The organism is Serratia fonticola, assembly GCF_001006005.1.
Taxonomy (GTDB): Bacteria; Pseudomonadota; Gammaproteobacteria; order Enterobacterales; family Enterobacteriaceae; genus Chania; species Chania fonticola.
Map to the genome: position 1 here is coordinate 3,914,330 of NZ_CP011254.1, position 12,713 is coordinate 3,927,042.

15 protein-coding genes and 1 pseudogene are annotated in these 12,713 nt (G+C 48.1%); 8 read left to right on the forward strand and 8 right to left on the reverse strand.

What is annotated here, in order from left to right; genetic code table 11:
- Positions 1–333 precede the first annotated feature (333 nt).
- Both deoR and deoC read right to left on the reverse strand, forming a co-directional pair.
- Positions 334–1,098 (reverse strand): DNA-binding transcriptional repressor DeoR, encoded by a 765-nt coding sequence (deoR, locus tag WN53_RS17440; RefSeq protein WP_024485556.1) that lies wholly within the window; start codon positions 1,096–1,098, stop codon positions 334–336.
- Positions 1,099–1,275: 177 nt separating this feature from the next.
- A complete protein-coding gene (gene deoC, locus WN53_RS17445) occupies positions 1,276–1,956 on the reverse strand; it encodes a deoxyribose-phosphate aldolase (RefSeq protein WP_024485555.1) in 681 nt (226 codons plus the stop codon).
- A gap of 227 nt (positions 1,957–2,183) precedes the next feature.
- On the opposite strand from deoC, the gene WN53_RS17450 reads away from it, so the two are divergent.
- Positions 2,184–3,002 carry an aldose epimerase family protein gene (locus tag WN53_RS17450; RefSeq protein WP_024485554.1) on the forward strand — a complete coding sequence of 273 codons (819 nt, stop codon included), beginning with the start codon at positions 2,184–2,186 and terminating at the stop codon, positions 3,000–3,002.
- Positions 3,003–3,034: 32 nt separating this feature from the next.
- Here the strand turns inward: WN53_RS17450 and ybjG are convergent, their stop codons facing one another.
- Together ybjG and WN53_RS17460 are read right to left on the reverse strand one after the other, a co-directional pair.
- The gene (gene ybjG / locus WN53_RS17455) at positions 3,035–3,640 is read right to left on the reverse strand and encodes an undecaprenyl-diphosphate phosphatase (RefSeq protein WP_024485553.1); all 606 of its coding nucleotides are present in this window, start codon (positions 3,638–3,640) and stop codon (positions 3,035–3,037) included.
- Positions 3,641–3,646: 6 nt separating this feature from the next.
- The gene (locus WN53_RS17460; RefSeq protein WP_099049926.1) at positions 3,647–4,405 is read right to left on the reverse strand and encodes a phosphatase PAP2 family protein; all 759 of its coding nucleotides are present in this window, start codon (positions 4,403–4,405) and stop codon (positions 3,647–3,649) included.
- Positions 4,406–4,564: 159 nt separating this feature from the next.
- Between WN53_RS17460 and eco the strand changes: the two genes are divergently transcribed.
- The gene (gene eco / locus WN53_RS17465) at positions 4,565–5,077 is read left to right on the forward strand and encodes a serine protease inhibitor ecotin (protein WP_046808133.1); all 513 of its coding nucleotides are present in this window, start codon (positions 4,565–4,567) and stop codon (positions 5,075–5,077) included.
- A gap of 83 nt (positions 5,078–5,160) precedes the next feature.
- Here the strand turns inward: eco and lpxA are convergent, their stop codons facing one another.
- Positions 5,161–5,952 (reverse strand): acyl-ACP--UDP-N-acetylglucosamine O-acyltransferase, encoded by a 792-nt coding sequence (lpxA, locus tag WN53_RS17470; protein WP_024485551.1) that lies wholly within the window; start codon positions 5,950–5,952, stop codon positions 5,161–5,163.
- 371 nt (positions 5,953–6,323) lie between these two features.
- Complete coding sequence (locus WN53_RS17475) at positions 6,324–7,004, reverse strand: isochorismatase family protein (protein WP_024485550.1); 681 nt, start codon at positions 7,002–7,004, stop codon at positions 6,324–6,326.
- A gap of 232 nt (positions 7,005–7,236) precedes the next feature.
- Between WN53_RS17475 and WN53_RS17480 the strand changes: the two genes are divergently transcribed.
- Positions 7,237–7,662 (forward strand): universal stress protein, encoded by a 426-nt coding sequence (locus WN53_RS17480; protein WP_024485549.1) that lies wholly within the window; start codon positions 7,237–7,239, stop codon positions 7,660–7,662.
- A gap of 215 nt (positions 7,663–7,877) precedes the next feature.
- Here WN53_RS17480 and WN53_RS17485 read toward each other — a convergent pair whose 3' ends face one another.
- Entirely contained in the window at positions 7,878–8,462 is a 585-nt protein-coding gene (locus WN53_RS17485) for a hypothetical protein (protein ID WP_024485548.1), read from the reverse strand.
- 458 nt (positions 8,463–8,920) lie between these two features.
- Between WN53_RS17485 and WN53_RS29160 the strand changes: the two genes are divergently transcribed.
- The 3 genes from WN53_RS29160 (at position 8,921) to WN53_RS28685 (ending at position 10,811) form a co-directional block, all read left to right on the forward strand.
- Positions 8,921–9,061 (forward strand): phage tail fiber protein, encoded by a 141-nt coding sequence (locus tag WN53_RS29160; protein ID WP_425313907.1) that lies wholly within the window; start codon positions 8,921–8,923, stop codon positions 9,059–9,061.
- Positions 9,062–9,314: 253 nt separating this feature from the next.
- A complete protein-coding gene (locus WN53_RS17490) occupies positions 9,315–10,193 on the forward strand; it encodes a DUF4225 domain-containing protein (RefSeq protein ID WP_024485547.1) in 879 nt (292 codons plus the stop codon).
- 336 nt (positions 10,194–10,529) lie between these two features.
- Entirely contained in the window at positions 10,530–10,811 is a 282-nt protein-coding gene (locus tag WN53_RS28685; RefSeq protein WP_158645284.1) for a hypothetical protein, read from the forward strand.
- A gap of 447 nt (positions 10,812–11,258) precedes the next feature.
- On the opposite strand, the gene WN53_RS17495 is transcribed toward WN53_RS28685, so the two are convergent.
- Positions 11,259–11,738, reverse strand: coding sequence for an Hcp family type VI secretion system effector (locus WN53_RS17495; RefSeq protein ID WP_024485546.1), 480 nt, complete (start codon positions 11,736–11,738; stop codon positions 11,259–11,261).
- Positions 11,739–12,210: 472 nt separating this feature from the next.
- On the opposite strand from WN53_RS17495, the pseudogene WN53_RS28015 reads away from it, so the two are divergent.
- Both WN53_RS28015 and WN53_RS27575 read left to right on the forward strand, forming a co-directional pair.
- Positions 12,211–12,327 (forward strand): annotated as a pseudogene (locus tag WN53_RS28015) (phage tail protein); the annotation flags it as partial.
- An 83-nt stretch (positions 12,328–12,410) separates the two neighbouring features.
- Positions 12,411–12,629: a DNA-binding transcriptional regulator gene (locus tag WN53_RS27575; protein WP_071784985.1), complete on the forward strand. Its 219-nt coding sequence runs from the start codon at positions 12,411–12,413 to the stop codon at positions 12,627–12,629.
- Positions 12,630–12,713: the final 84 nt, after the last annotated feature.

Consider the following 12,713-nt stretch of genomic DNA (forward strand, 5'->3'; position numbering starts at 1 on the left):
AGACGTTCTTAATCATCATATGAATAAGGATAAATCCTGATAATTTGATTAAAAATAGCTGATAATTTTTAAACAAAAGGCAGCATAACAAGGCTGGTGAAGGTAAGGAGCCATTTTATCCGGGGGAGATTTGATGCAAATTACTGCAATAATGTTCTGCGGGAAATAATAACGCTGGCAAGTTGTTGCAATCCATTAACCTGTAATTATCGGCCATTAGGAATAATTTAAGTTTAATTGCTTAAAAAAAAACCTGAGTTTAACCAGAAATTGGCAACCGCGCCCCTCAAGTAGCACCAGGGACACGGCATAAAATTGGCAGTGAGGCCAAGATCAGAAACGCAAAGTGACCGCGTGTTGGTTGAAAAAGTCGATGAATTCGGGGTCAGGCTGGCGATCGGTGATGACTTTGTCGAACAATGCCAGCGGCCCGATGCAGGCAGGCTTGGTTTGGGCAAATTTGCTGTGGTCGGCGACCAGGATTTTTTGCTGCGCCTTGTCCAACACTTTGTGTTTCATCGCCAGTTCATCAAGATTGAAACAGGTTGCGCCGTGCTGCAAAGTGATGCCTGCCGCTGAGATAAAGGCCACGTTAGGGCAGATGTGGTCCAACTCGTTATGTTGGCCAACAGCGGTAAAAATGTAGTTGCTCGGTTTAAATTCGCCGCCGCACAGGATCACCTTGCAGTTGGGCTTGTCCTGCAGCGCCAGAAAGGTGTTGAGTGAGTGGCAAATGGCTGTAAAGGGGAGTTCATCGGCAATGGCGTCGATAATGGCCGGGGTGGTGGTGCCACAGTCAAAGAACACCGTGTCATTTTCGTTGACTAGCGGTGCCGCCAACATGCCAATACGGCGCTTTTCCGCCACCTGTTTGGCTTTCTGGTCGGAGACAAAATAATTGGTGACCCCGTTGATACGCGGATCGGCTACGACATAACCCCCAAGCAAGACCACTGCCGCAGGTTCGGCACTGAGATCGCGCCGGATGGTCATTTCCGAGACGCCGAGCAGTGCGGCTGCTTCTTTTAAGTGGATCTTGTCAGAACGCTTTAGAGCCTGAACTAGCCGGTTGATACGTTCGTCGCGCCGGGTTTCCATCAGTTTTTCCTACAGGTTTATACCCCAAGTTTCTCAAGTGTGGCCGAAAGGGATAAAGGAGCCAAAAGTTTCTTTCGTTCGCTCCAACACAATAATGCGGAGTAGTGCAGACCCAGTTCGCACTGAGGGCACAACCCCGCATTAGATGTCGCTATACCTAGATAGAGCTAGCGAAAATCAGTAGCTACCGGTGTCAGCTGCATCGCCAGAAACGATCGCAACGCCCGAGCTGGTGCCGATACGTGTTGCACCGGCGGCAATCATTTTCCCTGCGGTAGCGCGATCGCGCACTGCGCCAGAGGCTTTGACGCCCATCTCGCTGCCTACGGTAGCACGCATCAGTTTGACGTGGTCTTCACGAGCGCCGCCTGTGCTGAAACCGGTAGAGGTTTTAACGAAAGCGACATCCAGTTCACGACACATTTCACAAACTACAACGATTTGTTCATCGCTGAGCAGACAGGTTTCCAATATTACCTTCAACGGGATAGCCGCGCAAACTTCACGCACCGCGGCGATATCGGCCTTCACTTCGTCATTCAGGCCGCTTTTCAGCCAACCGACGTTGATCACCATGTCGATTTCCTGGGCGCCGGCGGCAATGGCCGCTTTGGCTTCGAAAGCCTTGGAGACGGTCAAACCAGCCCCCAGAGGGAAGCCGATAACCGAGCATACTTTAACGTTGCTTTCCTGCAACAGGTGAGCGGCCAACGGGACATAACCCGAGTTAACGCAAACGGCATAGAAATTATGCTGACGCGCTTCTTCGCACAGTTGGTTGATCTGGCTTTCCGTGGTGTCCATAGCCAGCAGGGTATGGTCGATATAGCGAGCGTAATCAATCTGTTCAGTAGTCATGGTAATTCCTCAGTGGGTGTAATAACGCTTTGGGATGTTAGTGATGTTATAATCCTAACATTGTCACATCGTGATTGGTAGCTGTATTAACACTAATTTTTCAGTCATAAGCGGAATTAATGAGCATAACCTGCCACAGAATGCGCTGGTAAATGTTATTTAAATAACATAGATTACACCTTGACCAATCCGTTCACTGAGCAACGGCTGCTCCCTGAGGAAAGAAGATGAAGACGATCATTAATCTGAGCCCTGGATTGTTCGGCATACAGCCGAATGAAGTGTATTGCGGCGCTGGTTTTACGGTGACCGCGTTTATGTTTCCTGGTGACATCGCCGCGTTGGCGCTGCAAAACCAGCGGGGTACCTTAACGTTATTGCCCTACCAGGATTTGATGATTTGGGATGCGGTGTTTGACGGCCAGTCTCTCAAAGCAAAAGCCAGCCAGGCGCAGCCACTGCGTAATGATGCCCGTGGTTGCTTTGCCTCTCACCAAGGCTTGCCAGCTAATTATGGTCCGGTGATTGATGTCTGGCTGGAGGTCGAGGAGGAGGTAATCACTGTACGAGCCAGCACGGCCGATGGCCCTTGCCGCATCCAACCGGCCGTTCAGCTAGCCGCCAACAGCACACAGTTCAGTATTGAAATGGTGATCAACAACCTGGCCGAGCAGGCCCAGCCATTAAGTTATATGTGCCATATGAACTACGCCTGCGCAGAGGGTGCCGTTTTCCGCCAAAATCTGCCGGGCTGTGCGCTCAATATCCGTGATAATCCACAGCGGGTCATTTGCTCTGACGACCTCTCGCTGTATGTCGATCAGGCCGAGTTCTTTATGCTGGCGCCGTGCGGCAGAAGGTATGTAACCCGTTTTGCCACCCGCCAATTCAGCTATGCCGTCTTACAGCGGCCACGAGCCAACTCGCGGGCGACGGCGTTTGTCCAGCCGGCCAGTTGCAGCCCAGAGGTTGCAGCAATGCCAATGGCAGTGATGTTAAAAGCGGGGGAGATGCGGGAGTTTCGCGTGACGACCGGCATGCTATAGCTGGCGGGGGGCAAGCCCCCCGCGGGCAGGTATTACTCCTTCACCCATCCTTTACGGATCGGGAAGGCGAACAGGAAATGGTACAGACGCGTCAGACGTTGGGCGATAGCCTCACCAAACAGGTTCCACACCAATTGGGCAAACAGACACCCTACACAGGCCAGCAGGAAACCGCCCACCATATCCAGCGGCCAGTGCACACCAAGGAACACGCGGGACCAGGCAATGGCGACTGCCGCGACCATCAGCAAAATACCTGACCAGACACGATGCCAGCACAGGAAGGCCAGGGCGAAGGTGAAGATGGCGGTGCCATGATCGCTGGGGAAAGAACTGTCTGGTGCATGCGCCAGGAAGGTATAGCCGATGCCGGTGACAAACGGGCGCTCATGGGGCAACAGCGCACCGATAGCGGCCGAAGCGCTCATGGCAAATAACAGGGCAATGGTCGTTTTGGCTACCACTTCTCGCTGTGCTGCCAGTTGGCTATGCGCCCCCCAGAACCACAGGCCGACAATCAGCAGCGGGATAATGACGATCAGATCCCGTGCGATGAAGGTGGCAAGATCGATCAACCATTCCGGGCTGGCCGGAGTGGCATCGATCCAGGCGAAAAGAAGATAGTTCAACTGCTCCATTAAGTATTACCTCGTCTTACGGCGAAAATAGCCGCTAATACACCAATAAACAGCCAATTGGCTGAACCAAACCCACCACCCGGCCCACAGGTTATGGGAAAGAAAATGTGCGCCCCGCATGACCTGGCCAAAGCCCATAAGCATGCCAAGCGTGATGCCGCCCAGCCAGCACCAGTAAGCCAGGCGCGGGCGTTGCGGATAAAACAGAAAGAACAGTGCCATCACGGCAAAGCCGCTGGAAGCGTGGCCACCGGGGAAGCAACGGCCAGGCCCCGGAAAGGCTGGCGTGCTGCCAAACAGGGGAAACGACATCGCTTTACCACCGTACTCCAGCAGATCCCAAGGGCATGAGTGTGCGCTGGTTGCCTTCAGGATCCCCACCACCAACGGCCCAATGCCGATCAACAGCATGGCGACAATCAGCCGCACATTACGGCGATAAATGCCCCAAAACAGCGCCAGCACCGCTCCGGCGATCACCGAAATCTTTAACAACCGATGGTTGATCAGATCCAGCCAGTAGTTGTTCTGCCAAGGAAAACGCTGGCTGGCGGCGTCATACCAATAATTACTGATTGCCCAATCCAACTGTTCATTGCGTGACAGCCAGATAAACAGCAGCGCAGCCATCATCAGCCCAAAGGCTTGCCAACGGTAAAAGGATGCGGGCAAGGAGTAAAGGGCGTCAGTCTGAATTTGGCTAGCCGTTGAGGATTGATTTAATGACGATTGTTTGGCGTTTGATGGGTTCACACGAAGGCTCATAGGCGGTAACGGATCAGGCTACTGTAATCATCCCGTCTTAAGAAAACCTTAATGGATGGCAGGGGTCTGAGGGTGATATCCAGATTTGACCTATAATTTAACGGCGTAAAGTATGCTAGCGTAGTTGGGTATTTAGGTTATGAATTGTAAGGATAAAAAATGAACAAGCTTTCTATGGTAGTGACCAGCCTGCTGATGGCCGCGTCTGTCAGCGCCGTTGCTGCAACCACCGCAAGTAATGACGATCTCAATATGCAGCCGTTGGAAAAAGTAGCACCGTTCCCGAAAGCAGAGCCGGGCATGAGCCGGCAGGTCATTTATTTACCCAAGCAGGAGAATGAAGAAAACTTTAAGGTTGAGCTGCTGATTGGCCAAACGCTGGAAGTGGATTGCAATCGTCACATGATGGGCGGCAACCTGGAGAGTAAAACGCTGGCCGGTTGGGGTTACAACTATTTTGTACTGCCGAAGCTCTCGGCTCCGGCCTCTACCATGATGGCTTGCCCGGATAATACTAAGCGTCAGGAGTTCGTTGCCGCTCATCTGGGGGATGCCGCGATGCAGCGCTATAACAGCCGCTTGCCGATCGTGGTTTACGTGCCGAAGGACGTCGAGGTGCGCTATCGTATCTGGTCTGCCAGCGAAAATACTGGCCGTGCGGTAATTAAATAAACGACTGTAGACTACGCATTGTAGGGGCGCTGCATGCTGCGCCCGCTTGCCTGCCATGCTCCACTGAATAATCAATGGATTACCTAACGGATAATGCCGCGCGCCGAGCGAGAGAAGAAAGAAGTAAACCATTGCAGTAGCGGATAGATTTCGCTCAAGCGCTGCGCCTCCTGCTTCACCTCATCGATCGCCAATGCATTGTGATACAGCATGTTATACAGGGCTTGGATCACTTGCTGTTGCCGATCGTCCAGCGCTTGGAAGGCTGCCGCTGACTCGTTAACACCGATGGGGGCCGCGCGGTTGCCACTGGCACTGACAAAAGGTGGAACATCCTGCACCACGCCGGACTGATGGGCGATATGGGCATGGGCACCCAACAGACAAAACTGATGTATCGCGCATATATTGCCTATCTGCACAAAATCATCCAGCTCAACATGCCCGGCTAGCCCCGAGTTATCACCGATAACCGTGGTATTGCCGACAATGCAATCATGGCCAATGTGAACGTTGTTCAAGAACAGGTTGTCATTGCCGATAGTCGTTCGCCGATAGCCTTGAGCGGTGCCGCGATGAATCGTCGCATTCTTGCCGATCCTGTTTCTGTCGCCGATGACCACGTCCGTCGCTTCACCAGCATATTTCAAATCCTGATTCACTTCGCCGATGGTGGAAAATTGCCCGATAACGTTATTACAGCCAATACGGGTGAGGCCGTTAATGCTGACATGAGAGGCTATCACCGTGTCATCACCAATCTCGACGCCAGCTGCAATGATGCAGAAAGGGCCAATGCTGACGCGCGCACCGATAATCGCCCCCGGTTCAATCAAGCTGCTGCTTGCGACCCGGGCAGAGGGTGAAATTGACATTGCGTTATCCTGATAATGGCGCGTGGCGTTTCCGGCACTCAGGGCCAATCACGGGTAAATGATTAAGCCGAAGTCTGGATTAATCTGAGAGTAAGCGTCGAATGGGAGGGGAAAGAGTTGGGCGTTGGTGGTCAGGTGATTTTTCTTATCGACAGGGCCGAGTATAAGGAGTTACCAGGCATATCACACCATCATATATTTTCTTTATTTTCTGAACCTTTCTGTAATGGGAGATGGGGCTGGGGGGCTAGATGCGGAGCGGTTAACCAAGACCGCAGACATTCCCTCTCCGGCGTCACAACATACGGGGGCGCAGCACCATGCCGCGCCCGTTTGGGAACCAATAGGTTAGCTAACGCACGCTATGGCGCTTAAGACGCTTGGGAGTCCAGCTTTTCCTGGTTTTGCACCACTTCCTGCGCCTTGGTATAGCTTTCAATCAACAGTTGGTAGGCCGGGAAGATATGGGTGTAGACCTCTGCCCACGCCATGGCGTCCTCACGATTCCAGGTGCGTTGTAACTCGGAAGCGACACCAGCGGTGTCGATAGGAACGACGCCAGCCTGTACGACTCGCGCCAGGGTGATTTCCTGAGCCATTTTGGAGTAAGTGCCTGAGGCATCAACGACAGCAAAGACTTTATAGCCTTCATAGACTGCGCTGATAGCCGGGAACGCCATACATACACTGGTAATGGTGCCGGCAATAATCAATGTCTTGCGCCCGGTAGCTTTAACCGCAGCGACAAACTCAGGGTTATCCCAGGCGTTGATTTCGCCTCTGCGTGCCACATATTGGGCATGTGGTGCGTTTTGATGGATTTCCGGGATCAGGGGGCCGTTTGGCCCTTGCGGTACGGAGGCGGTGGTGATCACTGGCAACTGGCTCAGCGTGGCGATTTTAGCTAATGCTGCAGCGCGGGCGCGCAGTTCGGTCATTGGCATATCGCCTACGGTTTGGAACAGACCGCTTTGGTGGTCGATCAGCAGCATCACCGCATCATTGGCATCAATAACAGGACGCTGGCCATTAAAGTTAGCTGGAGTACTCATCGTCAATCCTCTCAATTAGTGGTTGTTCGTCACATGATTCTCTGTGGCAACAGGGATGTCCTGTGCATAAGAGAGAGTTTAGCCACGTGCAGATTTTGCAGTAGTGCCTGATGCCGAGATGGATTGTTCCAGTAGTAGAACGATAAGAGGATGAGCAGCTACTCTCAGACTAGACTAGAATTAATAGGTAGGTTATCAGGCTGGGTATTAGGTAATACGGAGGGTCGACAATATGACTTATCAACATATCGCTATTGCAACCGATCTGAGTGACGATGCCGAACTGCTGGTGCGTAAAGGTTCTGAATTGGCTGGCGCACTGCAGGCCAAACTGTCGTTGATTTATATCGATGAGCAAGCTAACCACTATAGCGAGTTTGGTAGTGGCGAATTCAACTATACCGATAAGACTTTCACCGAACGAGTAAAGAACATGCTTAACGCTATCCAGCAGCAGGCGGAGTATCCCATCAGTGAAGTGATCATTGGCCGTGGTGAACTATGCGAAGCGCTGAACAATGCCATCAGTGAGAAGGGGATTGATTTGGTGATTTTTGGTCACCACCACGATATGTGGAGCCGTTTGGTATCCAGTACGCGCCGCACGATAAACCATATTGCGGTTGATATGCTGGTGGTGCCGATCGAAAAACATTGAGGGGAGTGTTGGATCTGAATGGCATGGAGAAAGGCATCACAATAAGAGGCCGAGCGGTATCATTGCGGAACTGTTTCAACAGCCCGTCATTGCCATACCCCAGCTCTAGATGTTCTTATTGTTGTTACACCCCTTGGTGATTGGATGCTGATTTTTACTCCGCCCGCTATTATGTTATTTTGATATTCTGCATAATAGCAGGGGCACTTATTGGATTACTCTTTTGAAGGGAAGCTTCTTTCCACGAGGTAATTCAGTACATCAATATCATCATTGAGCATCTCCGTGGAGAGGTCTTTTAGGATTTTATTTCTAATGTCGGTCCTTATAAAGAAGAGTGACGTGTTTGAATAGAAAATAGGATCCATCAAGTAAATAGAAACCCCTTCATTGTATAGCTCCATATAGTCAGTGCCGATAAATGGGGTTTTCTTTACGGTGGTAGTGTACTTACTGGCTAAAATCGCACTAATGAGACCAAACTGATCGTTTTTAAATTGTAACTGCAGTGCGGATAAATTCTTATTCTGATCAAACAAGACAAAAACATCTTTGGTACTTTCAAAAATGATACCGCTTCGTTTGTCCTTGTTGTTATCGGGTGTTTCTTTATAAATATTTCCTTTCAGTTCGTTATTATAACCCACATTGACCGCTTCCGGGTGAGTCGCCTTAAAACTATCCTCCGTTGTCTGACCAAACTTCACCGTAAGCGTGCCGGTGCCGACTGCGCTTAAGCTCCCACAAAAAAAGGAGCTGGTTAAAACCAGAAAAAGGTACCCTAAAAAACTCACTTTCATGATGCAATCCTATAAATCCTTTCGGGATTGTGAAATGATACATAAAAAATCATTAAACTGCCAAAACTCGGTATTTTATTTCTGGTGCTGTTATTGTATTGGTTTTACATGCTCACCTCCCTGGCATTAATGATATTTGTAACCGATGTCAGACTCCCTTCGTTGAGCGACATTACCTCGGTGTTTCACTACGTTGTCATTAAAAGAATAGTGTTGTCAATAACCTCGATAGGTTAAATTCTGTCAGTTTAAAATATGAGATAGGGTTAACGCTATTGGTAACAGATCTCTCCTCTTGCGTTCATGTACATCTACCTTCAGTATTTTATATCGCATTAATATTTCTGTTAGGATACTTTGACCAATAAACAATATGCTGCTGGTGTAAAGTTAAAGACTAGTGCTGAAACCTAGTCGACTACCTCGGATAACTACCGATTGTTGGCGGCGATTATGGGATGTATTGGCGCAATGATAGTAACAGTCTGTATTTTCTTATGACCAATGCTAAAGCCCCATGTGGTCCCTATAACGCGCTACGGCCTTTCTCGGTCAACGTAAAGAATGGTGATGTGGTTTTGGGCATAACGCCATTGTGAGCGCCAATCTCAAGGTTGGGCAGGCTACTCACAGCGGTGACGGCAACGCCGGATATTGATTGGCCGCTATCGCCTGATGCTTAAGTAATGACCCACTAATAATCGGGTTTTCATCTTGAGGGATCTGATTAGCAAGTCTAAAGCTCGCTCTGTGATCTGCCTGGCAATCGAAATATCTTGCGTAAGGTATGCTTATCAATTATATAAACCAAGCGGTCTTGGGATAAACGATAGATTAGAGAGTGGTTTTTTCATGGATAGATTGATGCAAGAAATGTATGACGAGTTGGAAGACATCCAACGCGATCCGTATATAAATCGAGAGGACAGGGAGCGAGGAGAGCAAAAAGTCATTGGCGTTATTATCAGTTATAAGCAAAATGAGCTTATGCAGGTAATGAACAGCGTTGCCAGTAAGTATATGAAGTGGAGCTTGGCAAAGGATAAATTTATTAGTGAGGTTGTTTCCTACTCCAATGACATTACATCCAAAGTCAATACGGGTGAAATAACACAAGATCAAGCGATGAGATCGTTAGACCAGGAAATCGCAAACCTAAGAAAGCAAGATGAAACCTTAACAAGAAAACAATATCGGCAAGCTGTGGTTGTTAAACCTGTAGTGAATAAAGTTTCTAAAGGTAAAAACGGCAAGGATGTTATTGATGTCGATTTAATTGTTGCCGGTGTCGGTTTTGTTAGTGGTGGATTGCAGTTTGTAACGGGAGTTGGTGTTGCCAGTAGCGGAGCAAGTGCACCTATTGGGGGCCTGTTAATTGCCCACGGCATAAATAATGTCGTTGAGAATGGGTATTTTCTTCTTTATCGGGAAAGTTATACTGGCCCGCTTAAGTTTATTTATGAAGGTGTTGGGGCTTTGTTAGGTATAAGTGCCAAGGATGCAGATGTTATCTATACGGTTGTCGATCTAAGTCTATCAATAAATGGTTTGCTTGGCCTGCGATTAGAGGAGGATGCCGTGCGATTATACCGCTATATTGACACTGATCTACTTTGGGGAATGAAAGAAATGGGCATTAAGTTAATGACTAGAAATGAATTGCTATTAGAATATTATGGTGATGTTAATACTATAATTGGGCAGTATAACTCATATAAGGCTGCAAAATGAGCTACTTATATTCACTTTTTTCAGTTGTCACCTTATGGCCTTTGTTTTTGATTGTTCGTAAGTTGTCATCATCATTTTATCCCTACACTAGGTTCGGTGCATTAGTTGTAATTACCTTGTTTATGGTGTTTCATCTATATATCTTCCATTTCAAAGAGATTCCATTTTTAGGGGTAGCCGTTCCAGAAGATAATGAGTTTATGGTATACGCGCCTTTTCTTTATGGATTATTATGTACGATAGTGAGTATGAAAGCATTTAAGTAGTTAAATTATATATGGACAGCCAAGTTTATGATGTGTTTTGGTTGTATTGTTTGATTTTTCGAGAGAGTGTATGAACTATATTTATTCATTGATTTCAATTGCATCAATAGTACCTTTGTACTGGCTTATAAAGCGACTGACGTCATCTGATTATCCATACACTAAATTTCGTGCCATCTTAGTCGCATCATTATTTATGCTGTTCCATATCTATGTCTTTAATTTCCAAAAAATTCCTGTTCTTGGTATTGCCGTACCAGAAGATAACGAGTTCATGTCATATGCCCCGTATTTGTATGGATTGTTGACCGCTGCCGTCTGTGCAGTGGCTCATAATAAAAGTAAAAACTAATCAATGGCAGAGAGGATTGAAGACTGTATCTCTCTGTCTCTGTTTTTTTAATAAAGTTTCTAAGTGATTTCATGGGCTATATATACTCTATTTTCTCTATCATAGGTCTTGTTATTTTATACTATTGCAAATAGAAGGTTGACATCGTCTTACTACCCTCTGCATAATTTTTATGGAGTCATGATTTCCTTCTTGTTTGTTCTTTTCCATATGATAGTTTTGAGAGTTCATGTGATCCCCATTTTGGGGATCCCCGTTCCAGAAGACGACGACTTCATGTACTATGGCCCGCTCATTTATGCTCTATTATGTGTAGTGATAAGCATGTTGGCTCATGGTAAAGGTAGACAGTGAATTATCTATTCTCAGCATTAATGTTTGAATTGATTTCTATTATAAAAAGCTGCTGATATAGTAAGGGATGGCATTAACCATCCCCCCTTAATATCAATAGACTCTGTCATCCCAAATGCTGTAACCACTGGTGCCCGCAATGATATGACTCCAGGTAATGCTCTTGTATTTCAAAGAGATAGTTTCTTGCGGTTGTGCGCCGCTGTGGGTAATTGAGTGAGGGTGTGAGCCTGAGATATCGGAAATGGTGGCATCAGTGAGTAAGATGGTGAAGTAAAGCTCTTGCGCACCGGACGCATTGGTTCTGTAGAACTCAAACAGGACTTCAAGCGATTCATTGCTGGAAATAGCCACGCCCAGCAAAGGCGAGGATTTATCGATAGGTTTGGTAAACACGACAGGGTGATGGCTGACATGCTGTTCCCTGCTCATTGCATAGTTCAGGCTATTAATCAGGATTTGGTCTAAATGACCGGTTTGCCCCTTATTACCAATGGAATCCATAGAGGAACATCCGGCAGAAATAAGTCCCTGCTGTTTACCTTTCAATGTCGCATAGATTACGTTAGCCATTATTCAATATCCTTATATTAACAATGTGACTTGGTGCCACGAAGCGTAGAGGTTTATATCATTAAGTGAACCTGCTGAATGTAACATAAGCACCCATAATAAAGCCCGCATAAAATGCGGGCTCTTGGGGTTGTGGCGTTTCCCTGGTGTTGCCACAAGAAGCCCATTAACCCTAGAGGAATGGCTAAAACCCGTCCAATCGATTCGCTAGATCAATAACACGATATTGATCGGTGAAAACGATCGTACTCCCTGCATTGCCTTGCTTCCCTTCTACAGGCTGTTATCTGGTCGGCATTCCATCTGTCACCACGTGCAGCCTTGTCTACCTGGTGGCATGCTGTTTGCACCAACTCACAACGGATCAAGCCGCTTATGGCTGACTATCATCACGGCGTGCGTGTCATCGAAATCAACGATGGCATCCGTCATGGCCCCGGAACAGCCCGCGCTGCACCGAGTTTACCCTGACGTAAAACGGGTCGATGAGTCCCTGGCAGCGATGTTTGGCGACCTGCGACAGCAGGCGGGTGAGCGGTACGGGCAAGCCGGGGAGCTGGCCGGAAAGGTGGGGGGCTTCTTGTCATGATCACCGGCGTATCAAAGGTAGTTTCGTTCCCGATCTTGAGAGGTATTATCGCCAGCATTAAGGGATAGAGGAGGGGATACCTAATGATGCATTGCCCGATTTGCCGAACTGCAGCACATGCCCGCACCAGTCGTTATCTGAGTGAGAACACTAAAGAGCGTTATCACCAGTGCCAGAATATAAACTGTAGTTGTACGTTTGTAACCCTGGAGTCTATCCAACGCCAAATCGTGACACCGGAGAAGATTGATATCGTGCCGCCACACCCAACCAGGGGAAATCAGGGAGCACTTTGGATCTGACTAGAAGCCTGCGAAAGCAGGTTTTTTTATGGCTGCAAATCGTGTGCCGCCATTTTGTCGCCACTCAGTAAAATGACGTTCCCT

Excerpts from the sequence above, each read along its gene's own strand:
- WN53_RS17480 (WP_024485549.1), top strand. The coding sequence starts at position 7,237 with ATGACTTATCAACATATCGCTATTGCAACCGATCTGAGTGACGATGCC.
- WN53_RS27575 (WP_071784985.1), top strand. The coding sequence starts at position 12,411 with ATGATGCATTGCCCGATTTGCCGAACTGCAGCACATGCCCGCACCAGT.
- WN53_RS17450 (WP_024485554.1), top strand. The coding sequence starts at position 2,184 with ATGAAGACGATCATTAATCTGAGCCCTGGATTGTTCGGCATACAGCCG.
- ybjG (WP_024485553.1), bottom strand. The coding sequence starts at position 3,640 with ATGGAGCAGTTGAACTATCTTCTTTTCGCCTGGATCGATGCCACTCCG.
- WN53_RS17485 (WP_024485548.1), bottom strand. The coding sequence starts at position 8,462 with ATGAAAGTGAGTTTTTTAGGGTACCTTTTTCTGGTTTTAACCAGCTCC.
- WN53_RS28685 (WP_158645284.1), top strand. The coding sequence starts at position 10,530 with ATGAACTATATTTATTCATTGATTTCAATTGCATCAATAGTACCTTTG.
- WN53_RS17495 (WP_024485546.1), bottom strand. The coding sequence starts at position 11,738 with ATGGCTAACGTAATCTATGCGACATTGAAAGGTAAACAGCAGGGACTT.
- eco (WP_046808133.1), top strand. The coding sequence starts at position 4,565 with ATGAACAAGCTTTCTATGGTAGTGACCAGCCTGCTGATGGCCGCGTCT.
- lpxA (WP_024485551.1), bottom strand. The coding sequence starts at position 5,952 with ATGTCAATTTCACCCTCTGCCCGGGTCGCAAGCAGCAGCTTGATTGAA.
- deoR (WP_024485556.1), bottom strand. The coding sequence starts at position 1,098 with ATGGAAACCCGGCGCGACGAACGTATCAACCGGCTAGTTCAGGCTCTA.
- WN53_RS17475 (WP_024485550.1), bottom strand. The coding sequence starts at position 7,004 with ATGAGTACTCCAGCTAACTTTAATGGCCAGCGTCCTGTTATTGATGCC.
- WN53_RS29160 (WP_425313907.1), top strand. The coding sequence starts at position 8,921 with ATGTATTGGCGCAATGATAGTAACAGTCTGTATTTTCTTATGACCAAT.
- deoC (WP_024485555.1), bottom strand. The coding sequence starts at position 1,956 with ATGACTACTGAACAGATTGATTACGCTCGCTATATCGACCATACCCTG.
- WN53_RS17460 (WP_099049926.1), bottom strand. The coding sequence starts at position 4,405 with ATGAGCCTTCGTGTGAACCCATCAAACGCCAAACAATCGTCATTAAAT.
- WN53_RS17490 (WP_024485547.1), top strand. The coding sequence starts at position 9,315 with ATGGATAGATTGATGCAAGAAATGTATGACGAGTTGGAAGACATCCAA.